This is a genomic window from Coleofasciculus sp. H7-1, from assembly GCF_057473865.1.
Map to the genome: position 1 here is coordinate 33,582 of NZ_JBYCCT010000072.1, position 19,764 is coordinate 53,345.

26 protein-coding genes are annotated in these 19,764 nt (G+C 47.4%); 11 read left to right on the forward strand and 15 right to left on the reverse strand.

From position 1 onward, the window contains the following. Window positions 1-8: 8 nt before the first annotated feature. Window positions 9-299 (reverse strand): photosystem I reaction center subunit PsaK, encoded by a 291-nt coding sequence (gene psaK, locus AC2VDX_RS20305; protein ID WP_378184412.1) that lies wholly within the window; start codon window positions 297-299, stop codon window positions 9-11. 123 nt (window positions 300-422) lie between these two features. Continuing rightward, window positions 423-701 (reverse strand): photosystem I reaction center subunit PsaK, encoded by a 279-nt coding sequence (gene psaK, locus AC2VDX_RS20310; RefSeq protein ID WP_378184413.1) that lies wholly within the window; start codon window positions 699-701, stop codon window positions 423-425. Window positions 702-830: 129 nt separating this feature from the next. Between psaK (AC2VDX_RS20310) and AC2VDX_RS20315 the strand changes: the two genes are divergently transcribed. Beyond that, complete coding sequence (locus AC2VDX_RS20315; RefSeq protein WP_378184414.1) at window positions 831-1,472, forward strand: phosphoribosylanthranilate isomerase; 642 nt, start codon at window positions 831-833, stop codon at window positions 1,470-1,472. Between the two features lie 193 nt (window positions 1,473-1,665). Beyond that, on the forward strand, window positions 1,666-2,160 hold the full coding sequence (locus AC2VDX_RS20320; protein WP_378184415.1) for a peptidoglycan-binding domain-containing protein: 495 nt from the start codon (window positions 1,666-1,668) through the stop codon (window positions 2,158-2,160). 228 nt (window positions 2,161-2,388) lie between these two features. Here the strand turns inward: AC2VDX_RS20320 and folE are convergent, their stop codons facing one another. The 7 genes from folE to AC2VDX_RS20355 all read right to left on the reverse strand — a co-directional run bounded on the left by folE (window position 2,389) and on the right by AC2VDX_RS20355 (window position 9,520). Continuing rightward, window positions 2,389-3,093, reverse strand: coding sequence for a GTP cyclohydrolase I FolE (folE, locus tag AC2VDX_RS20325; protein WP_378184416.1), 705 nt, complete (start codon window positions 3,091-3,093; stop codon window positions 2,389-2,391). 136 nt (window positions 3,094-3,229) lie between these two features. Next, entirely contained in the window at window positions 3,230-3,955 is a 726-nt protein-coding gene (locus tag AC2VDX_RS20330; RefSeq protein WP_378184417.1) for an SDR family oxidoreductase, read from the reverse strand. Between the two features lie 139 nt (window positions 3,956-4,094). Beyond that, complete coding sequence (locus tag AC2VDX_RS20335) at window positions 4,095-4,250, reverse strand: hypothetical protein (RefSeq protein ID WP_378184418.1); 156 nt, start codon at window positions 4,248-4,250, stop codon at window positions 4,095-4,097. Between the two features lie 6 nt (window positions 4,251-4,256). Continuing rightward, complete coding sequence (gene accA / locus AC2VDX_RS20340) at window positions 4,257-5,237, reverse strand: acetyl-CoA carboxylase carboxyl transferase subunit alpha (protein ID WP_378184419.1); 981 nt, start codon at window positions 5,235-5,237, stop codon at window positions 4,257-4,259. A 719-nt stretch (window positions 5,238-5,956) separates the two neighbouring features. Next, window positions 5,957-6,982 carry a long-chain acyl-[acyl-carrier-protein] reductase gene (locus AC2VDX_RS20345; protein WP_378184420.1) on the reverse strand — a complete coding sequence of 342 codons (1,026 nt, stop codon included), beginning with the start codon at window positions 6,980-6,982 and terminating at the stop codon, window positions 5,957-5,959. Between the two features lie 167 nt (window positions 6,983-7,149). Further along, window positions 7,150-8,733, reverse strand: a complete 1,584-nt coding sequence (locus tag AC2VDX_RS20350) for a B12-binding domain-containing radical SAM protein (protein ID WP_378184421.1) — start codon at window positions 8,731-8,733, stop codon at window positions 7,150-7,152. A gap of 91 nt (window positions 8,734-8,824) precedes the next feature. Next, window positions 8,825-9,520: an aldehyde oxygenase (deformylating) gene (locus tag AC2VDX_RS20355; protein ID WP_378184422.1), complete on the reverse strand. Its 696-nt coding sequence runs from the start codon at window positions 9,518-9,520 to the stop codon at window positions 8,825-8,827. Between the two features lie 141 nt (window positions 9,521-9,661). Between AC2VDX_RS20355 and AC2VDX_RS20360 the strand changes: the two genes are divergently transcribed. Continuing rightward, window positions 9,662-10,507: a carbohydrate ABC transporter permease gene (locus tag AC2VDX_RS20360; RefSeq protein WP_378184423.1), complete on the forward strand. Its 846-nt coding sequence runs from the start codon at window positions 9,662-9,664 to the stop codon at window positions 10,505-10,507. A 91-nt stretch (window positions 10,508-10,598) separates the two neighbouring features. After that, window positions 10,599-10,862, forward strand: coding sequence for a transporter suffix domain-containing protein (locus tag AC2VDX_RS20365; RefSeq protein WP_378184424.1), 264 nt, complete (start codon window positions 10,599-10,601; stop codon window positions 10,860-10,862). A 55-nt stretch (window positions 10,863-10,917) separates the two neighbouring features. Here AC2VDX_RS20365 and AC2VDX_RS20370 read toward each other — a convergent pair whose 3' ends face one another. Beyond that, a complete protein-coding gene (locus tag AC2VDX_RS20370) occupies window positions 10,918-11,955 on the reverse strand; it encodes a hypothetical protein (protein WP_378184425.1) in 1,038 nt (345 codons plus the stop codon). 145 nt (window positions 11,956-12,100) lie between these two features. On the opposite strand from AC2VDX_RS20370, the gene AC2VDX_RS20375 reads away from it, so the two are divergent. Continuing rightward, the gene (locus AC2VDX_RS20375; RefSeq protein WP_378184426.1) at window positions 12,101-12,394 is read left to right on the forward strand and encodes a DUF433 domain-containing protein; all 294 of its coding nucleotides are present in this window, start codon (window positions 12,101-12,103) and stop codon (window positions 12,392-12,394) included. Next, the gene (locus tag AC2VDX_RS20380) at window positions 12,391-12,762 is read left to right on the forward strand and encodes a DUF5615 family PIN-like protein (RefSeq protein WP_378184427.1); all 372 of its coding nucleotides are present in this window, start codon (window positions 12,391-12,393) and stop codon (window positions 12,760-12,762) included. Before AC2VDX_RS20375 ends, AC2VDX_RS20380 begins: the two co-directional genes overlap by 4 nt. Before the next feature lie 114 nt (window positions 12,763-12,876). Here the strand turns inward: AC2VDX_RS20380 and AC2VDX_RS20385 are convergent, their stop codons facing one another. Further along, window positions 12,877-13,368 carry a DUF4278 domain-containing protein gene (locus AC2VDX_RS20385; protein WP_378184428.1) on the reverse strand — a complete coding sequence of 164 codons (492 nt, stop codon included), beginning with the start codon at window positions 13,366-13,368 and terminating at the stop codon, window positions 12,877-12,879. A gap of 199 nt (window positions 13,369-13,567) precedes the next feature. Here AC2VDX_RS20385 and AC2VDX_RS20390 point away from each other — a divergent pair, with 199 nt between their 5' ends. Further along, entirely contained in the window at window positions 13,568-13,726 is a 159-nt protein-coding gene (locus AC2VDX_RS20390) for a hypothetical protein (protein WP_378184429.1), read from the forward strand. Here AC2VDX_RS20390 and AC2VDX_RS20395 read toward each other — a convergent pair. The 3 genes from AC2VDX_RS20395 to AC2VDX_RS20405 all read right to left on the reverse strand — a co-directional run bounded on the left by AC2VDX_RS20395 (window position 13,723) and on the right by AC2VDX_RS20405 (window position 15,611). After that, a complete protein-coding gene (locus AC2VDX_RS20395; RefSeq protein ID WP_378184430.1) occupies window positions 13,723-14,685 on the reverse strand; it encodes an alpha/beta fold hydrolase in 963 nt (320 codons plus the stop codon). The two genes, AC2VDX_RS20390 and AC2VDX_RS20395, sit on opposite strands and share 4 nt — an antisense overlap. 119 nt (window positions 14,686-14,804) lie before the next feature. Continuing rightward, the gene (locus AC2VDX_RS20400; RefSeq protein WP_378184431.1) at window positions 14,805-15,308 is read right to left on the reverse strand and encodes a DUF4112 domain-containing protein; all 504 of its coding nucleotides are present in this window, start codon (window positions 15,306-15,308) and stop codon (window positions 14,805-14,807) included. Between the two features lie 105 nt (window positions 15,309-15,413). Next, on the reverse strand, window positions 15,414-15,611 hold the full coding sequence (locus AC2VDX_RS20405) for a hypothetical protein (RefSeq protein WP_378184432.1): 198 nt from the start codon (window positions 15,609-15,611) through the stop codon (window positions 15,414-15,416). A gap of 331 nt (window positions 15,612-15,942) precedes the next feature. Between AC2VDX_RS20405 and AC2VDX_RS20410 the strand changes: the two genes are divergently transcribed. From AC2VDX_RS20410 to AC2VDX_RS20425, 4 genes are all read left to right on the forward strand, one after another. Continuing rightward, a complete protein-coding gene (locus AC2VDX_RS20410; protein WP_378184433.1) occupies window positions 15,943-16,134 on the forward strand; it encodes a TLTLP motif-containing protein in 192 nt (63 codons plus the stop codon). Window positions 16,135-16,387: 253 nt separating this feature from the next. Further along, complete coding sequence (locus AC2VDX_RS20415) at window positions 16,388-16,924, forward strand: inorganic diphosphatase (RefSeq protein WP_378184434.1); 537 nt, start codon at window positions 16,388-16,390, stop codon at window positions 16,922-16,924. A gap of 182 nt (window positions 16,925-17,106) precedes the next feature. Beyond that, window positions 17,107-17,499 carry an aspartate 1-decarboxylase gene (gene panD, locus AC2VDX_RS20420; RefSeq protein ID WP_378184659.1) on the forward strand — a complete coding sequence of 131 codons (393 nt, stop codon included), beginning with the start codon at window positions 17,107-17,109 and terminating at the stop codon, window positions 17,497-17,499. 8 nt (window positions 17,500-17,507) lie between these two features. Next, window positions 17,508-18,443 (forward strand): MBL fold metallo-hydrolase, encoded by a 936-nt coding sequence (locus tag AC2VDX_RS20425; protein WP_378184435.1) that lies wholly within the window; start codon window positions 17,508-17,510, stop codon window positions 18,441-18,443. A gap of 177 nt (window positions 18,444-18,620) precedes the next feature. On the opposite strand, the gene AC2VDX_RS20430 is transcribed toward AC2VDX_RS20425, so the two are convergent. Next, a complete protein-coding gene (locus tag AC2VDX_RS20430) occupies window positions 18,621-19,694 on the reverse strand; it encodes an anthranilate phosphoribosyltransferase family protein (protein ID WP_378184436.1) in 1,074 nt (357 codons plus the stop codon). Window positions 19,695-19,764: the final 70 nt, after the last annotated feature.

The window sequence follows — 19,764 nt, forward strand, 5'->3', positions numbered from 1 at the left end:
GATGGTTTCTACAGGAGACCCGTGTTAGTCAGTCCCAAGATGGCACCTGTTCCCAGGATGTGACCAAAACTCAGACCCGCAATAAATTGAGCGAGGCTAAAGTTGTTGCCAAAACCGGGAAGCACGAAAGGCAGTTTGGGGCCAACTCCCGGCTTTTGGACGGCATTGCGGGCAACGAAAAGACCCAGAATGTTGAAAACAGCCATGACAATGAATACAGAGGGACTGAATGCTGGTGTTGGAGGAACAGTCGGCTGCACTGCTGCAAGTAAACTTGCAAGTAAACTTAAGTCAATCAATTTCTTTTCTCCTGCATTGATAAAATTAGCAACGAAGGGATTATAAAACGCGGCGGGAACTCTTTATTCTTTCTTATGGATGAGCTAAATTTTTAAGTCACCCAAAGCAGAAACAATTGCCTTTTAAAGGGCACCCGCGTTCGTTAATCCTAGGATGACGCCTGTTCCAATAATGTGACCGAAACTCATTGTCGCTAGGAGTTCAGGCAAGGTAAAATTGCGGAACAAAGCGGGCTTATCTAGAGGAAGGTCTGGCCCTATTCCTGGCTTCTGGATAGCAAAGCGACCGATGGCAATCGCCAACAGGTTGCACAGAATCATCACCAATCCGACAGTTGGAGTCCACGATGGGGTCGCGGGAACGGTAGATTGTAAGGCAGCTAGTATCGTCAAGTGAATCAAGTTCTTGTCTCCTGCTTTGACACAAATATCAAAACACAAAGTATTATAGAAACCTCTTAGTAAAAAGCCAGAATTTGTTTTAACAGTTAACAGTTATATTAATTTTTGATACAAATCGAAAAAAATTCAATGCGAGTCAAGATTTGCGGGATTACCAAACCAGATCAAGGGCAAGCGATCGCGCAACTGGGAGCAACCGCCCTGGGATTCATTTGCGTGTCCTCCTCCCCGCGCTACGTGAGTGCATTTCAAATCCGTGCCGTGATGGAACGGCTACCCCCTGACATTGACCGGATTGGCGTCTTTGCCAACACGACGCCGGAAGAAATCTCTCAATGTGTCGCTGTTGGGAACTTGACAGGCGTGCAGTTACATGGTATGGAAACGCCAGAATTTTGCCATCAGTTGCGCCAGTTGCTGCCCAGCGTGGAAATCATCAAAGCGCTGAGAGTGCAAACCTCAGAGGATTTAACTCAGGCAGATGCGTATGCAGAGTGTGTGAATACCTTGTTGCTGGACGCCTATCATCCTCAAATGTTGGGAGGCACTGGCAAAACGCTGGACTGGGAGAACCTGCGACAGTTCCATCCTAGCTGCCCCTGGTTGCTTGCCGGGGGCTTGACACCAGATAATATTTTGGACGCGATCGCTCAACTGCATCCTAGCGGCATTGATTTATCTAGTGGCGTCGAGCGATCGCCTGGGGATAAAGATTTAAATAGAGTTGCGGATTTGTTTGAGAAACTGCGGGGAACACGGTTCAAGTTGTAGGGTAGCTTCAGGCGATGGCAAAAGAGCGAACTGACTTTTTCTGCGCTTCGCTATCGCCTCCTGCTAATGGGTGAACAGCTAGAACGATATCAAACCGATCCAGTTAGTTTACCCGACCGTGCGAAGTAACAAGCACTTTCTTAAAAGTACTTTGGAGATGTAGAACACCAACAAATCCAAAGGACTCCACATCATGCTTGCTAACGAATCAAATCAAACTTTCACGAATCAAGCTCAGTTTAATAAACCCGTTCTGGGATTAGGTAGCTCTGGATCGGCAGTTAGAGAATTGCAACAAATATTAACTGAAAAGTGCGCTTATTTCGGAGTTATTCACGGAATTTTTAATGAAGAAGTAGAGTATGCCGTCATTGTTTTCCAAAATTGGGTTTTTCTCAAAGAAGATGGCATTGTAGGACCGTTGACTTGGCAAGCGCTTTATACAGGCGCTCCGGTTAATATGCCAATGCTGAAACGGGGCGCTAAAGGTGAAGCGGTGATTACACTTCAGCAGGTGCTATTTGTAGCAGGTGATTTTAACGATCAAATTAACGGCGTATTTGGACCGCACACCGATGCTGCTGTTAGATTCTTCCAAAAACGCAACGGTTTAGTAGTAGACGGAATTGTCGGTGAAAAGACTTGGTATGCTCTTTCTCAAGTGCGTCAGCAAATGGGGGGATGCTGAGTTTAAAAACCATTTTGTTTTTTGTTTGCAACATATAGATTTCTTAGCCCTGCAATTGATTGGGGGGTTGGGGAAATCGTTAATGTAGCGCCTCATAACCAAATGGTATAAAAACCCGATTCATTATACGTTGTCAGGACACGGCAGTGCCGTGTCCTCACTTTGAGAAATCAGGAGTTTTTCTCTTTAGTAGAAGCGAGGTCTCCCCGCTCTTACTGCAAACAACGCTTAAAAGAAAGCGGGTTGGTGGCGAATCAAATTGAGAAACTCTTCACGAGTTTTTTGCTCATCCTGAAACACACCGACCATTGCACTGGTAACAGTCCAAGAACCGGGCTTCTGGACGCCCCGCATTACCATACACATATGGGTAGCTTCCATAACAACGGCGACTCCCTTTGGCTCAAGGATCGCCTGCACCGCTTCAGCAATCTGGCGCGTCAGCCGTTCCTGTACCTGCAAGCGGCGGGAATACATCTCAACGATGCGGGCAAGCTTGCTCAAGCCCACCACTTTTTGGTTAGGGATATAGGCGACGTGCGCCTTACCCATAAATGGCAGCATATGGTGTTCGCAGAGGCTAAAGACATTGATATCCCGGACGAGAACCATCTCGTTGTGACCCTCATCAAAGATAGCTCCGTTGACAAGGTCTTCTAGCGACTGAGTATAGCCACTGGTTAGAAACCGCATTGCTTCTGCTACTCGCTTAGGCGTCTTGAGCAAGCCTTCCCGTTCCGGATCTTCGCCCACTCCCAGTAGCAGGGTTTTTACAGCACTCATCATCTCATCGTTGAGTTCTTCCGGAGGTGGCTGCAAATTGGGTTCTCTACCATTCATTGTGTTGCGGTCAGGTCGCGGGGGAGCAATTTTGGCGCTCAAATCGCCTGATGGGTTAGAGCCACTAGAACCGAAGGAAGAAGCAGTAGTCATGATTCAGTCTATGTTAGGGTTTGGAGTGGTTAACAGAGTGATGAATTTTGAGCGCTGAGTGATGAGTTAGTTAGGGATTTTTGGAGACTGTTGAGTGATGAATTCAGGTTTTAACTTATAATTTAAAACTCAACACTCATAAAACGCCAGCGTTCGGCATTAAGGTTAATTCCGCGATCGCTGCCTGTTCTGGCACGAGAGCCATATGCAGAATCGACTGGGCAACGATTTCTGGTGTTAACATGGCTGAACGGTTCAGATCGGCTTGAACCGTTTGTGTGTCCCAAAGTGGGGTATTGACAGCACCAGGAGAGATAGTCACAACGCGAATGCCTTTGGCACGTTCCTCTGCTGCGAGGGTTTTAGATAAGGCAATTAGAGCAGCTTTGCTAACGTTGTAGGCACCCCAGCCAGGAAAAGGTTGCTGACCGGCAATTGATGCCACATTAATAATTATCCCAGAGCCGCGATCGCGCATGGAGGGCAAAATTCCCTGGATACACTGAAACGCGCTGGTAAGATTTAGGTCAATCACTCGCTGCCAGTCTGATAAAGGTGTTGACATAATCTCGCCGGTGTAGCCCATACCGGCATTGTTAACCAGAATATCAATCGGGCCAAAAGAGTCAGCGATCGCGAAGACCTTTTCTCTTACCTGCTCAATATCGGCCAGATCCAGGGCATAAGCTTTCGCTTTCACGCCTGTCTTAGCGGCAGCTTCCACGACTGCCTCTAATTTAGACTCAGAGCGGCTTACTAAAGCCACATGGATTCCCGATGAGGCAAACGCCAAAGCTGTCGCCTTGCCAATCCCACTACTGGCTCCGGTAATCAAGGCACGCCGTTCGATTGGAGAAGTCATCAATTCTTCCCATATTCTTTGATTAGGTAGCCATCAGCTCTCTAGCTTACCTTTCCCGTTCGGTTTGGCTACCCTGTAGGAAAGCGAAAAAGCTCAAGCGATCGCTTAGGGGAACGCTTACTACGTACAGTTCTCCTTTTTAGAGTCGTTGTCGATGACGGGTTCGCTCATCTCCGTTAATTGCTTGCCAGCTAATCGCTAATTTCTTAGAAAGCAACTTGTCTAAACTGAGAAACTTGTAATAATTTGTTACCTTGTTAATTATACCACTCGTCACAGCGTCTTCTAGGGTCAACCTGCGTTAGGCAGAGATTTCTGTAAAAACACCGATGCTCCGAAACTTTTGATAACGTAGCTCCCGCCGCTGTTGAGCAGTCATCTGGGAGAGTTCTTCTAAGTTTTGCAACAGAGCGTCTTTTAAGATGGCAGCTGCCTGAAGCGGCTCACCATGAGCGCCGCCAACAGGTTCGGGCAACAGAACATCAAGAATGCCTAAGCTTTTCAAATCCCAAGCAGTAATTTTTAGCGCTGCGGCTGCTTGGGGAGCTTTGGAGACATCTTTCCACAAAATCGCGGCACAAGCTTCGGGGGTCGCAACAGTATAAACTGCGTGTTCAAACATTAATAGTCGGTCGCCGACGCCAATTCCCAACGCGCCGCCGGAACCGCCTTCCCCGATGACGGTGCAGAGGATCGGGACATCCAGGCGGAACATCTGCCGCAAATTATAGGCGATCGCTTCTCCCTGTCCCCGTTGCTCCGCTTCCACACCAGCCCAAGCTCCCGGCGTATCGATAAACGTGAGAATCGGCATTCCGAAGTGGTTGGCGTGTTCCATTAACCGTAGCGCCTTGCGGTAGCCACCTGGAGCAGGCATCCCAAAATTACGGGCGACATTATCCTTGGTATCGCGCCCTTTTTGATGACCCAGCATCACGACGGGACGCCCCCCCAGACGAGCCACACCCCCAACTAAAGCCGGATCGTCATTCCCACCGCGATCGCCATGTAGTTCCATCCATTCATCACTCATCGCCTGGATGTAGTCTAATGTACTGGGACGCCGAGGATGCCGAGCCAGTTGCAGTCGCTGGGACGGGGATAAACTATTGAAAATCTCCTCACGAAGTTGCACTGCTCGTGCCTCCAACTGACGAATCTGATCGGAGACATCGACGTCCTGATCTTCTGCAAGTTCGCGAATTTGGTCAATTCGTGCCTCTAGTTCGGACAGAGGCTTTTCAAAATCTAGAAGTAACGGCTTGCGCTCAGGATTTGCCACCTTAAGGATTTCTATAACCTATAACATTGAGTACATTATCTCAACATCCTACCTTGTAGAGTATGCACGAAATCGAAATCTACCTTGACGCTCCGATTTTTGCCCGCTTGAACCTGAGCGAACTACCCTAAAATCTCGCCGGAGACGATACAGCAGGTAGTAGCTGACGACAAACAAGTGATTTTGCCTTGAAATGGCAAAGATATAGCCGTTTTAGTGCTAATTGAAGATTTAGCCTTAATTGAACTGACTTTTCCCGCTAAGTTCTAAAAGCTTCCATATAGTGTGACTTTTCTCTAGTCTTTATTATCAACAGCTTGTTGTTAATGAAAAGAAGGACGAAAGAATCAGACTTTGGTGCAGTCGTCTTGCAAGCGAACTGACAAGTCAGCGCTTCGCTATCGCACTCTCAAAAAGATAACGCGAAAACTCAGAAATCACTCTTTCTAGAAACTGATTTCCGACTCAATCCTCCATAAATCAATCCTTAATTGGATTAAAGACTCCGGGAATGGCGGATTTACAGTTTGAGTCGCTTTCAGTCACAGTCTCTCGGTTTACTGGTAAACTTTGCCTGTCATTGCTTTGCCTTTGCTTACGCCTGTGCTACCGACTGGCTCCAGAGCGTAGTCCGGCTGCCGCTTCGCTATGTAAACTGGCTCTTCGCCAATCAAACCTCATTCCCAGTCGGAGACTGGGAATGAGAAACGAGAGTAAAGTTAATAACTCAACAGCGGTCGGAATCCGTGCCTCACGGACGCTTCACCGATTTGCTCCATCTTCTCTACGGTAATTTGATTGCGTCCCCAAGAAAAGTTGGTGTGCAACTTTTCAAATTCCAGTAGCATCGATTCGGCAAAACAGGCAAACAACTGGCGTCCCGGCACTTCCATCAAATTGACGATTTTCATAATCCGCCAGTCAATATCCAGGGAATGCTCCACAATGCCCCCATTGACGACGTAGACGCCCGGATGCTGAACTTTTGTTGACAGGTTTTTCGGATAGCCCCCATCAATCAGCAAACAAGGTTTTTTCAAAACCGTGGGGTCAATTTCGACACCCTTGGGCATACTGGCTACCCAAACTACAATATCAGCCAAAGGCAGCGCCTCTTCCAGTCCCATGATTTTGCCCCTGCCTAGTTCCGCCTGCAAAGCTTGCAATCGCTCTTGCTTACGGGCAATCAGCAACAGTTCTGACACCTCAGTTCGAGCATCTAGCCAGCGACAGACAGCACTGCCAATATCGCCTGTGGCTCCACAAATCGCCACAGTCGCTTTATTGAGATCAATGCCCAACTCTTTCGACACCTCTTCCAATTGGCGGCAGATAATGTAAGCCGTATGGGTGTTGCCGGTGGTAAAACGCTCAAATTCCAGTTTAATGTTGCGAACCTGCTTACTTTCATGCAGGTTGAATTCTTCAAAAATAATTGAGGAAAAGCCGCCAAGCGCGCTAATGTTAATGCCATGTTTTTGAGCATGAGCCATTGCGTTGAGAACTTTCCGAACTGCCGTCTTACCTCTCCCACTGGCAAGCATTTCTGGTACAAAGCAAGATTCCACATACCGACCTTCGATTTTTTGCCCGGTAATGCTAGTGACAGTGATGTGATCGACGATTTGGGGCGGAGCGCTGCACCAGAAATCTAGCCCTTGGTCGGCATATTCTGGGTAGCCAAGCTCTCTAGCGACAGATTGAGCGTGTTGCAAATTGGAAAGATGACCGATTAAACCAAACATGAACAGTTCTAACTACGCCTGTGGATTAGAGAAAAGAGAGTTAAAAGCGAAAAAATAGTTAAATACTTCTTAACAATAGTACAAAAAATTGCCGCTCTTCTGAGCGGCAGCTGGAAATTCATTTAAAAGGGCTGTTTTCTTGCCTTATAGAGAGCTAAAAGCTCGCATCAGGCGTTTACAAGCATGGGTTTTTGTTCGGGTGATGCTGGCATTATCGGATCGTAGCCTAGCTGTTGGGTAATCCGTTCTCTAGCTAAAAGGCGGTACTCCCAGAAATGCTCTCCAGCAGCACACAAGCCCAAGTACATATTTAAAAATTGAGGCTTTTTGCGTAGAATTACCCAAAGCTGTCGCCAAAATTGACCTCGAATTTCAGGTCGCCGAATGCCCTGATGCCAAATTAACTGGGCGACAAGCCGCAGTCCTTTGCCAGCGGGAAAGTACATATTTTGCGTTCTTCCTGTGGGCGGAACAATGTTGAGGCATTGGTGAAAACAGCGTCTGAGATAGTTCTGGGGTTCGTACATTGTCCAGAAGCCTTCTACATACTCTCTGGCAATTTCTGTCAGAGGTCGGCTGGGCGTAAAATTCATCAAGGAATTCTGATCGCCTACCTCGGTGACGCCAACTCCTTCTAATAAACGCTGCTCTTTTTGGAGCCGAGTCCACAGAGCCGTATTGGGCAAGGCTTGCAGAATGCCCAGCATGGGTTGAGGAATGCTGGTTTCTTCGACAAAGGCTTGAATGCGATCGCCAGCACCCGCGCGTTCTCCATCGAAGCCGAGAATGAATCCTGCATAAATTAGCAGTCCGGCTTCGTTGATCTTGCGACAGGCTTCTAAGAGCGGGCTGCGGGTATTTTGCAGCTTTCGAGTGACTTGCAGGCTGTCTTGATCTGGGGTTTCAATACCGAGAAAGACGGCGTAAAAACCGGCTTCTCGCATCAACTGTAACAATTCAGCATCCTCTGCTAAATTAACAGAGGCTTCGGTGATGAAGGTGAAGGGATAGTTGCGTTCCTGCATCCAAGGAATCAATTCTCGTAGCAGGCGCTTGACGTTGCGCTGATTGCCAATAAAGTTGTCATCGACAATGAACAGGGAACCCCGCCACCCTAATTCATAGAGGGTTTGCAACTCTGCCAAGGTTTGACTTGGTTCTTTGGTGCGCGGTTTGCGACCGTAGAGGCTGATAATGTCGCAGAATTCGCAGTTAAATGGGCAACCGCGAGAAAACTGGATTGCCATCATCAAGTAGGCATCCCGCTTCAGCAAATCGAAGCGAGGAAGGGGACTTAGCGTGACATCCGGCTTCTCGATGGAGCGAAAAACACCTTTTTCTTGACCTTGGGCGATCGCTTTCAAAAATTCTGGTACCGTTAATTCTCCTTCATCTAAAATTAGGTAATGCGCTCCCGAGGCGAGAGCGTCTTCAGGCACTGAGGTTGGATAAGGTCCTCCAACCGCCACCTTTTTACCCAACTGGACGGCTTTTTTGATCAGGAAGTGGAAATCTTCTCGTTGTGCCAGCATCGCCGATAGAATAACGATGTCGCACCACTCCCAATCTGCATCCGTCTCAGTCTTCACATTGCGGTCATAAAACTTGATTTCCCAATCTTTTGGCAACAGCGCTGCAACTGTGATAATTCCCAAGGGAGGAATGACCGCTTTGAGTCCAGCTATTTCCATAAAACGGTCATAAGACCAGAAAGACTGGGGAAAAGTGGGGGAGAGTAAAAGTGCCTTCATTGACTCCATCCTCAAACTAGATGACTTGGTTTCAGGCAATTCCCCACTCTTACTATTTCACTACCTGACTTGACATCCCCCGCAAGTTATACTAAGCAGCGGCAAGCCCGTAGGCTGACATCCGCATGATATCGCGGGTAGTAAAGCCAATATTGCTCAGCGCTTCGCCGTATTGAATCATGAAGTCTTCAACCAGGGATTCTTTTTCCATTCCCAGAACACTGGCATCCTTCTCGACTTCGTTGAGCATTCGCCAGACGATGGGAAGGTTCTGACGATTGGCTGCTTCAAGTTCTGCTTTGGATTCCTCGAAATGGTTTTTCAGCCAAACTTCACCGTAGTTGAGATGACTGTATTCATCTTTAACAACACCCTCAGTAATTTTACGGGCAAAGTCATCGGCAACGGGGATATAGATGTTGTAAGCAGCGATCGCAAAGCATTCGATAATCAAGGATTGAATCACCAAGCAGGTGACGATTCCACCTGCTGCTGCTGCATCTTGGAAATTTTGGTGTAGTCCCAAGAAGAACTTACGAGCAAATTCTATATCTGGCGTCACCTGAAGATTCCGCCCGCAGGCTTCAAATCCTTTCTTATGACGACTCTCCATTTTGGATAAGCGGATTAAGTCATCCCGATCATCTGGCAGCAATTCTCCCAGTTTGATGTAATTCTCATGAGCCTCTTGTTCGCCTTCAATCACAATCGCATTGATGCGGCTGTAAGCGTCTTTGTAGGTTTCGCTGTGGAAGTCAATTGCTAGGTTAGTCTCAAGCGACGGCATAAATCTCCTGTCTGCTCCTCACGAATAGGTCGATCCCAGACCGACCTAAAATTTCTGTGGAATAGTAATGTAACTTAATCTAATAATTGTACTGTACCTATCCTGGAGCCAAACGGGATCAGCCAATTTAAGTAAGTATTCATGCCTAACAAAAATCCAGAGGGTCGATTGCCAGTCACTCAGCCTTCCCAGCTTGCGAACCCGCTGTTGCTGTTGCTGGGCGCTTGTGTAGTGCTACTACCGCTTGGCATCGTCTTCCTTACCTCTTTTGACAAAGTGGGTGCGACGCCTGAAGGGAGCTTTTTACCATCCAATCTCAGCTTCGCCAACTATCGCGAAGCTTGGAGGCGCGGCAACTTTCTGTTAGCGTTTGCCAATTCAACCCTAGTAGCGCTAGCAGTGACTGGGTTTGGGACGATAACCTCTGCACTAGCCGGTTATGCATTGGCGCGGCTGAAATTTCAGGGGCGTCAGGCAATTCTGTTGATTGTCTTGGCTACGCTGGTGATTCCCTTTCAGCTGTTGGTGATTCCGATTTTTTTGGTTTTAAAGTGGGGACACTTGATCAACACTTACTGGGCGCTGATTTTGCCCACGGCGGCGAATGGATTTGGGATTTTTCTGTTGCGGCAGTATTTTCAAACCATTCCAGTGGAGTTGGAGGAAGCGGCGGCGCTGGATGGGGCGAACCGCCTGCAAATTCTGTGGCGGGTGATGCTACCGTTGTCTCGTCCGGCGTTGGTGACGCTGTTTCTATTCACATTTATTGGGGAATGGAACGATTTGTTTAAGCCGTTGATCTTTACGACGCGACCAGAGTTGAGGACGGTGCAGCTAGCTTTGGCAGAGTTTCAGGAGCAATTTACGAATAATTGGCCTTTGCTGATGGCGGCTGTCGTTATTGCTACCGTGCCTGTAGTGTTACTCTTTCTCGTTGGACAGCGTCAGTTCATTCGGGGAATTGCGGCGACGGGGATTAAGAATTAGTTTGACGATTGTAGGGGATGTTTTATATGCCCTTACAAGATATTCTGCATACATCCTGTCAATATTATTACAATTTGTCACAATCAGGAATATGCAGAAACTCGGTTTATTTTTAATTGTTTTCTCTTTCCTGCCTTGGGTGGCAATCCTCTTAGTAGTGCCCTTGCTACCGTTAGCGATCGCCCAAAAAGCCTTATTAGTTCCCATTCTTGCGGTTGTGGCAGAAATTGTCTTTGGGGTAGGTTTGGTGCTAGTGGGAAAAGAAGCCGCAACCAAATATCGGCGTTACTTGAATCCGGGCGCGATTTGGAAGAAGTTTAAAAAATTGATCCGCCCAAAGAAGAGATCAAATTGACCTTTTTTGCGGTATCTGTGTAGAGACGCAATTAATCGCATCTGGAGAAAGCGTTTTAGGCGTTATCCGTAAGAACTTTGAGGCGAATGGTGCGATCGCCTTCATCATCCAGACTCACCTCCACAACTTCACCAGCAAGGCGTTCCAGACAAGAAAGGAGCGATCGCAAATGAGGACTACTTGCGCCAGTGTCCACATACAGCCTATCCGTCAGGCTGCCCAGCCGCTTCCAGGTCATGTAAAATTTAGCAATCGTCTGTTCCAGCTGCGCCGCCTGCTTCACCATATCGGCGGCGGTATTCAAACAACCCAGACGCAAAGCTTCCTCTAGCGCCATTTCCACGTCAATCGAGGTGCGCTCAATTGCCTGGACTTGGGCGGCAGCGTCTAGGTACTTAGATAAATTCCGGGCATCTGATGTTACTTGTTTAACCGTATCGACATCGGGGTTCTCGGCGACTTCTTCTTGCAGGGCGCTGATGTGAGATTCTGGTAATTTCTCCATTTCCCGCACCAGAGGAGACAGATATCGAGGGGGAAGAGAACCCGCAGCTGCCTTTTCCTTGACTTCATTTGGCAGCAACTCTGAATTCATTGCTGTCCACTCGTCGGAGAGTTGCCGCACTTCGCGCCTGGTAATGCGATCGCCTTTATTTGCCGCATCTGTCACCAGTTGTTGGATTTCTGGGGAAGCCTTAGAGGTTTCGATGAAGGCGCGTTTGCTGAAGCTACGAATCGCATCCGGGTCAAGATGTCCCTGCTCTAAGAGGGTATCAGCACTATTTGCCAGTTGAATTAAGGAATACGCCTGACTTTTGCTAATTTCCCGTTCTTTGAGCCAATTGAGAAATCCCGTACCGCGTCCGTCACCGCCTTGTTTTTCTCGATCTCGCACCACCCGCAAAATCCGCCCCCGCCAGATTTCCGTCTGCAAGTCGAAGCGATCGCACACCAGCCAAGCATTATCTACCAGCTGCTGAAACTCAAACTCTGGAATCTGCTCATCCTCTGGATCGGGCAGATCGAAATTTAGATCGACTGGGTTCTGAAGGGCAGCAGCAAGTTCGCTGGGAGATTCGGGTGATTGCACCATTAGTAGCGCTCAAAGGGGGGCGATCGCCTTATTATGGCACAACCCGTAGCCGAAGACTCCTTAACACAAAAGCGCGAACTGACTCTTTCTGCGCTTCGCTATCGCTGCAACGTTAAAATATAAGCCAAAGCTTACAGAGGTAAATATGTCAACTATCACCGACATCGGGACATTAATTGTGCGTACTCCAGAAACCTGTGGAGGTCGTCCGCGAATTGCCGGAAGGAGAGTTTCTGTTCAAGCAATTGCCGTTTTGTACAAACAGGGTATGAGTCCAGAGGAGATTGCCGAGGAGTTTGAGTTTGTGACCCTAGCACAGATATATGCAGCTTTGGCATATTATCACGCCAACAAAGATGAAATAGAGGCATATCTAGCAGAGGAAAAAGCCGAGTATGAACGTTTAGAAGCAGAATATATCGCAGGTAAGCTGAAGTGAGTCAGATTCGTTTATATCTGGATGAAGATATGATTAGGCGAGCTTTGATACAGGCTCTGCGAAATGCTGATATAGACGTAGTGACAACTTCAGAAGTTAATAATCTTAGTTGTACAGATGAGCAACAGCTAATCTGGGCAACAGCGCAAAACCGCGTTATTTACAGCTTTAATATGAGAGATTTCTGCCGGTTACATCAAACTTACATGGAACAAGGTATTGAGCATTCAGGAATTATTGTTGCGGAACGTCAGAGTTACTCTGTAGGCGAACAGTTACGGGGAATCGTGAAGTTAATGGCTATTAAGTCAGCCGAGGAAATGAGAAACCAACTGGTGTTCCTGGGCGCTTACATTAGAGCTGAATAGCAGCTTGAACTCGACTCTGGTGATAGCGATCGCTATCTTATTAGCTTTAGCATAATTCAACCAGAGCGATCGCTTACAGCAAAATTCGCTCAATTGCTGGTGTTGTATCTATAGCTAAGATTCTGGCGTCTGTTTTGATTCTTCAACCGGAGGTGTGGGGGAACCTTGAGAAATCACGGTAGCACCTCGATATTTTAATCCCGATGTTGGTTGAGGCAAAGGAATGTTTTCTGATTTACGGAGTTTACAAACCTGACCCCGGTATTTTCCTGTAACTTCAACTTCTGCTACTTCAACTGTTGGAGGGGTGGAGTCGTAGTTAACCCCGCGATAGCTGAGTTGAGTCTTGTTGTCTTCCTGAAACTCAACTTGAGGTTGAGCTTCAGGTTCAACTACAGGCTGACATTGCTGCAAGAGTCGTCTCGCGCTTAGCAGTCCAAGAAATAGCAGCAATAGCTGAATTTGCCAAGGCGCTACAACCAAACTTACAAATAAGCCAACAATAGAAATTGCGGCGGCGAGATAGGAAATTTCGTCAGCAGAATTTTGAAGTATATAGACAGCTACCAAGACCATTGCCAGTGGCATGAGGAAAAATAAAGGCATATTTATCATCCCTGAAATCGCCTCTGAAACTAAATTGGGAAGTGTATTTAAAAATATAGGATAGCTGGTGCCAATTAGCGTACTACTCGCGGATTAATACGCCTCATCCTTTTGGTTGAAGAGTTTAATCCTAAATAGGTCGTATTCAAGAACTGGCTGATGTTCCAAGCCAGAGAAGAAACTATCATAACTGACGGGAATGCGATCGCAACCTAACAATGCAGCGACACATCTCTCTCATCGCTTGCCTTTGGTGGCGGCGCGGACTTTGTTTATATCGCTAGTAGAGGCGGTATCTTTCCGCCCCTACTGGAATTTGGCATCAAATGGACAATACTTAGGGGAATTTTACTGCTAAAAACGATACAAAGATTCTGATTTTAGAAAGTCCGTATCGCGCATAAACTCAAGAATCTCTGATGCGATCGCATCTGCATGACTTCCCGCCGCATCATGACCGCAGTCGGGGATAATCTTAAACTTAGAATCAGGCATACAGGCGTGTAATTTTTCGCCATCGGTAACGGGAAACCATTGATCTTGTGCGCCCCAGAGAATCAGAGTCGGACACGCGATCGCATTCAGGTTATCTTGTACGTTACGAATTAAATTCGGTTCATTCTTTACCAAGCGCTGAATTTCTTGCGCCGCGTGTTGTAAATCCTCGGCAGTTTTCGTCAAAGCATTGGGAAATTCAACATACGGATAAGTAATCCAGTAAACTTCTTCGGGTGTGATCTGTGTCCAATCAACGACAACTTCCCGACGCCCGAAGGCTACAATTTGCCACAGTAGCGGTGCAAACAGTTGGGTCACGCGCAACTTATCCGCTATCTTAACTAAATCTAACGGCAAATCTGCTAATAATTGCATCCCCCAAAATGGCAATCGTTTGAGGAAAATCGGTACATTGATTACAACTAATCGGGCGAACAAATCTGGATGCGCTTGGGCAGTGGCAAGTGTCACTAACGCCCCCAAAGATTGGGCTACGACAACAGCCGGTTCATCGCATAATGTTCGCACGATCTGCTCTAGTTCAAGTGCTTGATGACCGAGTATTTCCGGGTGTAGTGGCATCTCGGAAAAACCGTGTCCTTTCGCATCGAAACAGATGACGCGAAAATGTTGCGACAGCGGCTCGATCGCGTTACGCCAATTGTAGCTCCAACTCGCCACTCCATGCACTAAAAATAGCGGTTTACCCGTACCTTTTTCGCCATAAGCAATTTTTACCGGATTCCCGTTAGCATCAGAAATTGTTATAGTTTGACGCCCGTTTGGAAATGTGGCTTCCCACCAGTCTTTCTTACTCATCTGTTGTACAATGCCCTTGAGAATCGAATTCCAGGGTTAGCCAAGAAACTTTGCTTGCAAGCAATTAAAAATACCTGATTGGAAAGGAGAACTGGATTAAAGTTTTTAATTTTTAATTTTTAATTGTTTATAGCTTGCCACAGCAGATTCAGGATAAAAATACTTAAAGCAGCGATGCCAATCACAAAGAGCATCAACCCACCCAACAGCAGAATGATAAACCACCAGTCTGCCCTTTGACTCTGCCGAGGAGAAGCTAGATGAGCTTCTAGCAGCACCATGTTTTTGGCATTTGCTTTCCAGGTAGCGTCAAAGAAATCCCCTAACAGCGGCACAGTACCAACTAAAGTCTCAAAAAGAATATTTAGCACCATTCGCACCAAAGCTTCTCGCGGTAGTCCCAGCAGCGCTGCTTCCAGCACGATATAGGCTGAAAAGGCACTTCCTAGTATATCTCCGCCACCAGGGAGAAGTCCAAGTAGGGGATCGATGCCAACGCGGTAGGAGGTTCCCGGAATTGCGATCGCATTATCCAGAAGATAACTAAGCGATCGCAGGCGCTTAATTCTAGCTGACTTGGCGTCTGCCGATCTTATCGGAGGCTTGGGAGGAGGCTGAGACATCAGAATCGATGATGGGGTATTGGGTAGCAGGTAGTGAAAAAAATCGTTACCACCGACTACTGACGGACAAGGAACAAAGCTTCTTCTTGCTGTTGGAATCAGTGTTCAACACCTCAAACCCATCCCTTCCGGGGGTGCGGAAGACATTTCTTGTTCCACAGCCGTTAGCGTTGTCAGCGTTGAGATAGGAGTCGCAATCTGTTCGATTTGAGTCAACAGGGTTTGCGCTTGTGTATCTCCCTTGTCAGCCAGATAATTGAGGTAGAGCTTGAGTTCGTCGGCAAGGGCGGTGGGAATGTACATGGCTACCACTCCGTCTTCCGGTGTGAGCTTCTCTTATGCATCATAGCTTCGTCGGGCGCTAGAGTTAAGTCTCGATCGTTGCCAGTTAACAAGTTGCCAGTTAAATATTTAAACTAACCTTAAATCTTTCCACCTTCAACCTGCAATTTTATATCCCCAAAGACAGTTGACATTCATCAAGGCATTTGGTAGCTGGTATCAGTAGATTGAGATTGTTTACTAGACGACAGACAGCCTAGAAGAACTCGCTAGAATTAAGAATAGAGGATTTCAAAATTTACCCTCTTTTCACTGTTTCATTTGATCGTGTTGAGTTTGCAATTATCTTTTTATGGAATTAAGTAGCCAGTCCTCCAACTCTTCTGACCAACCTCCTCCGCATAGGTGGGCAGAGTTTCTGGGAACTGCAATTGCTTTGTTGACTTTGACTTTACCTGTGTTTGCGATCGCTCACTACTCTCCAAGCCGCGCTGAAGGCTTGCAGCAGCAAACCAGCTATTCAATCCCGTTACCCGAAGATTGACCTTCAGGATACAACAAATGGATGTAGCGTAATCCTTGAATCTGGGCTGCCAGAGATTCTGTGTTGACCTTCTTCCCGTAGAATGCTCACAAGGGCTATCTGAAAGGATGAAGGAAGAAGGAGGAATATCTTAATTCCTCCTTCAACAACGGGTGCGATTCGTAGCGGCTGTAAAGTAACTACGTTAAGGCTCAAGAGCCTTCAGCCTGACATCAGGACACCCCCAATACTTTGTGTTGCTTGGAGAAACGTCTTGGATTTAACACGCATTCCTGCTCAACCCAAACCAGGTCTAATTAACGTCCTGATTGAAATACCTGCTGGTAGCAAAAATAAGTACGAGTACGATAAGGATTTACAAGCTTTTGCCCTAGATCGGGTGCTTTATTCTTCGGTGCAGTACCCCTATGACTACGGCTTTGTACCCAACACCCTAGCAGATGATGGCGATCCCCTGGATGGCATGGTGTTGATCGATGAGCCAACATTTCCGGGATGTGTCATTCAAGCGCGACCTATCGGAATGTTAGAGATGATTGACGGGGGAGATCGGGACGAAAAAATTCTGTGCGTTCCCGACAAAGATCCGCGCTACGCCCAAGTCAAATCTCTCAAAGACCTGGCACCACACCGACTGGACGAAATCGCGGAATTTTTCAAAACCTACAAAAATTTAGAGAAGAAGGTCACGGAAATTCTCGGTTGGCAAGATGTCGATCAAGTGATGCCATTGGTGGAACAATGCATTAAAGCTGGTAGCAAAAAGAGTAGAGATAGCAGCGCTACGTGAGCGAACGAGGGAAAAATTGAGGGATGAAGTGGTTTGAGAACGTTAGAATCAGCTTTAGCTGAGAAAACTTTTCATGCGCCAAACCCTAGTGCTGATAGATACAACATGAGGAAAGTGCAGGCATCGCAGGAGAAGCAATCAGCGCCTTGCACTTTCTCAACGGTGTTAATAACCTTTCTTGTATGCAGCGATCGCTTCTTCTCTCGAAAATTCATAGTTGCACGCTTACTAGGGCAAATCTCGACTATGTAGGGAGTATCAGTATTGATAGAACCCTATTGGATGCCGCCGGTATACTACCTTATGAACAGGTACAAGTTGTTAATGTCTCGAATGGAGAGCGCTTGATTACCTATGCGATCGCCGCACCGGCAAATTCAGGGGCAGTCGAACTCAATGGTGCAGCGGCTCGTTTGGGAATGAAGGGCGATCGCTTAATCATCATGACCTACGGACAATTTAGCCCAGAAGAACTAAAAACTTATCATCCTAAAGTTGTTCTCGTAGACGCGCAAAATCGGTTAATAGAAGTCCGCCGCTACGACGAACTGCTAAGCGTGCAGCTAACTTCTTGAGCGAATATATGTCTTCAAAAGAACCAGCGGCACCAAATCCTCAAATCTCCAATCCCACAGCGAGTCAGTCAACCCACGCTGACGCCGAGTTTGTGGTGCAGTTTTGGGGTGTGCGGGGCAAAATTCCTGCCGCTGGGAAGGAGACGCTTCGCTACGGCGGCAATACCCCCTGTGTGGAAATGCGGATAGGCTGCAAACGATTAATTTTTGATGGCGGTACCGGCTTGCGGTTACTGGGTAATCAATTACTCCGCCAAATGCCGGTGGAAGCTTACATATTCTTTACCGACTCCCAAAGCGATCGCATTCAAGGCGTTCCTTTTTTCGTTCCTGCCTTTATTAAGGGCAATTGTTTTCATATTTATGGGGCAGCCGGGTCTAATGGAGCATCGATTAAACAAAGTCTCAGCGACCAGATGACGCCTCCGAATTTTCCAGTCCCCATACAGGTGATGCAATCAGAACTACAGTTCTATGACCTGACTCCCGGCGAGACGGTCGCGGTAGACGATATCGCGATTGAAACCTGCTCAACCAACAATTCCCTGGGGACAGTAGGCTACCGAGTCACCTGGCAGGGACACACGGCTGTTTACGCTACGGGTGCAGACAACGATCCGGACGTCCTAGATGAAAAGCTGCTGCACTTAGCCCGTGGAGCCGATTTACTCATTTGCAATGCGACTTCCCCTGAACTAGACAAAGGTTCGGGGCTAAAAGGCAAGTCTTCTCACGCGGGTGACTTTGCTGTTGAACCCTGCGAAAATCCCTTCTGGCAAACCTGCATCAAGGCGGCTGATGCGGCTAACGTCAAAAAATTGGTGATGTTTAGCTACGAACCAGAATACGACGATGATTTTCTCGACCAAGTGGAAGGGCAAATCCAGTTGGTGTTTCCGAATGGATTACTCGCCCGTGAAGGAATGATTTTAACCGTTGGGTAATCGGGAATGAGAGTTTTGAGTTTTGAGTGAGAAAAGAGTTCTTGAATTCAAAACTCAAAATATTTTACTAATTCTTTCGACTAAGCTGTTCCACATTTAATTGGCATACTAGAAAAAAATCAAAGTGCTTGCTTTAGACTGGATTTGATCATTTTTAATGCAAGCATTTTTAATTGCTTACCGACTACTGAAGACCGAAGAACTTAAAGAAGAAATCACTTGACTAATTTCCTGTAGTTTCTGAGCAACTTGACCGCTGCACAATAAGGTTTCTGCCTGAGTCAAACCGGATGATAAATCTGGGGCGAGACCGCAATGCCACAGGTAAAAACCACCGTTCCAGATGGCTGCTTGCATAAGTTCGCTCTTGTTACCTTGCAGCACTGCTTGCATTTCTTGTACCAGCTCATCTGTGGAGTTTAAAGAGACTTCCTTGCCCTCAAAGCCGTAGTCACGGGGATGAAGCAGGAGGCGTTGCGGAGGGCAACCGGGTTGCCAAGTTCCAATAATCGCAGTGCGATCGCGCGGTAAATCGCAGCTACCTTCTAATCCCTTCACTGCTGTGAAATACTGGGGATTGCCTCGCAATGCCGAAGCGTCTTGAAACATCCCTTCGGTGGGAGGATGGACAAACCCCGCTACAATGTGAGCTTTCCCCGCGTAGGGACACCACATTAACTCCATCGTCGCAAAGGGGGGACGTTTGCCAATTTGGTCGCGGTAGGGAACCAGTCCCGCCGCCTGGGGGAAATGCTTGGGCAAATAAACAAACCCTAGTTGGGTCGCCTCAAAGACCTGCTGGACGAGAGGTAAGGATAACTCAGCCCAATTGACGCCCAATCCCTGCCAAATCTCAATCAGTGGCAAGCCTTCCTTGGTAGGCATCCGGTCGCCTCCGTGCATCACCACCGCCTGTCGGGCCGTTGCCAGGATTAAAGCGGTCAATGGCGATATGGGTGCCGTGCGCGATCGCCCATCGTAGGGCGTCCCCAGAACGATTACCGGGCGTTCTGAGTCGATGGGTTGCAGTTTTTGCCCTAGTCCGTCGTAGGCGTCTAACATCCCTGCCAATTCTTCGCCTGTGGGACGCTTAATCCGATGGGCGATCATAAATGCCCCAATCTGCGCTGGTGTTGCTTCCTGTAGTAGCATCATCCGCGTCGCCTCCTCGGCTTCGGAGCGACTTATATTTTCGCCCGTGTGGACGCCACTACCCACTTTTCGCAGAATTTCCCTGAACTCATTACTCATAGTATTTTGTAGTAGTCAGTAGTCGTCAGTTTTTTGCTAATGGCTAATTATCAAAAGACTTTTTTTGCAA

Bases quoted from the DNA above. Each gene is read 5' to 3' on its own strand.
- AC2VDX_RS20315 (WP_378184414.1), top strand. From the start codon at position 831: ATGCGAGTCAAGATTTGCGGGATTACCAAACCAGATCAAGGGCAAGCG.
- AC2VDX_RS20320 (WP_378184415.1), top strand. From the start codon at position 1,666: ATGCTTGCTAACGAATCAAATCAAACTTTCACGAATCAAGCTCAGTTT.
- folE (WP_378184416.1), bottom strand. From the start codon at position 3,093: ATGACTACTGCTTCTTCCTTCGGTTCTAGTGGCTCTAACCCATCAGGC.
- AC2VDX_RS20330 (WP_378184417.1), bottom strand. From the start codon at position 3,955: ATGACTTCTCCAATCGAACGGCGTGCCTTGATTACCGGAGCCAGTAGT.
- AC2VDX_RS20345 (WP_378184420.1), bottom strand. From the start codon at position 6,982: ATGTTTGGTTTAATCGGTCATCTTTCCAATTTGCAACACGCTCAATCT.
- AC2VDX_RS20350 (WP_378184421.1), bottom strand. From the start codon at position 8,733: ATGAAGGCACTTTTACTCTCCCCCACTTTTCCCCAGTCTTTCTGGTCT.
- AC2VDX_RS20355 (WP_378184422.1), bottom strand. From the start codon at position 9,520: ATGCCGTCGCTTGAGACTAACCTAGCAATTGACTTCCACAGCGAAACC.
- AC2VDX_RS20360 (WP_378184423.1), top strand. From the start codon at position 9,662: ATGCCTAACAAAAATCCAGAGGGTCGATTGCCAGTCACTCAGCCTTCC.
- AC2VDX_RS20365 (WP_378184424.1), top strand. From the start codon at position 10,599: ATGCAGAAACTCGGTTTATTTTTAATTGTTTTCTCTTTCCTGCCTTGG.
- AC2VDX_RS20370 (WP_378184425.1), bottom strand. From the start codon at position 11,955: ATGGTGCAATCACCCGAATCTCCCAGCGAACTTGCTGCTGCCCTTCAG.
- AC2VDX_RS20375 (WP_378184426.1), top strand. From the start codon at position 12,101: ATGTCAACTATCACCGACATCGGGACATTAATTGTGCGTACTCCAGAA.
- AC2VDX_RS20385 (WP_378184428.1), bottom strand. From the start codon at position 13,368: ATGCCTTTATTTTTCCTCATGCCACTGGCAATGGTCTTGGTAGCTGTC.
- AC2VDX_RS20390 (WP_378184429.1), top strand. From the start codon at position 13,568: ATGCGATCGCAACCTAACAATGCAGCGACACATCTCTCTCATCGCTTG.
- AC2VDX_RS20395 (WP_378184430.1), bottom strand. From the start codon at position 14,685: ATGAGTAAGAAAGACTGGTGGGAAGCCACATTTCCAAACGGGCGTCAA.
- AC2VDX_RS20400 (WP_378184431.1), bottom strand. From the start codon at position 15,308: ATGTCTCAGCCTCCTCCCAAGCCTCCGATAAGATCGGCAGACGCCAAG.
- AC2VDX_RS20405 (WP_378184432.1), bottom strand. From the start codon at position 15,611: ATGTACATTCCCACCGCCCTTGCCGACGAACTCAAGCTCTACCTCAAT.
- AC2VDX_RS20410 (WP_378184433.1), top strand. From the start codon at position 15,943: ATGGAATTAAGTAGCCAGTCCTCCAACTCTTCTGACCAACCTCCTCCG.
- panD (WP_378184659.1), top strand. From the start codon at position 17,107: ATGCAGCGATCGCTTCTTCTCTCGAAAATTCATAGTTGCACGCTTACT.
- AC2VDX_RS20425 (WP_378184435.1), top strand. From the start codon at position 17,508: ATGTCTTCAAAAGAACCAGCGGCACCAAATCCTCAAATCTCCAATCCC.
- AC2VDX_RS20430 (WP_378184436.1), bottom strand. From the start codon at position 19,694: ATGAGTAATGAGTTCAGGGAAATTCTGCGAAAAGTGGGTAGTGGCGTC.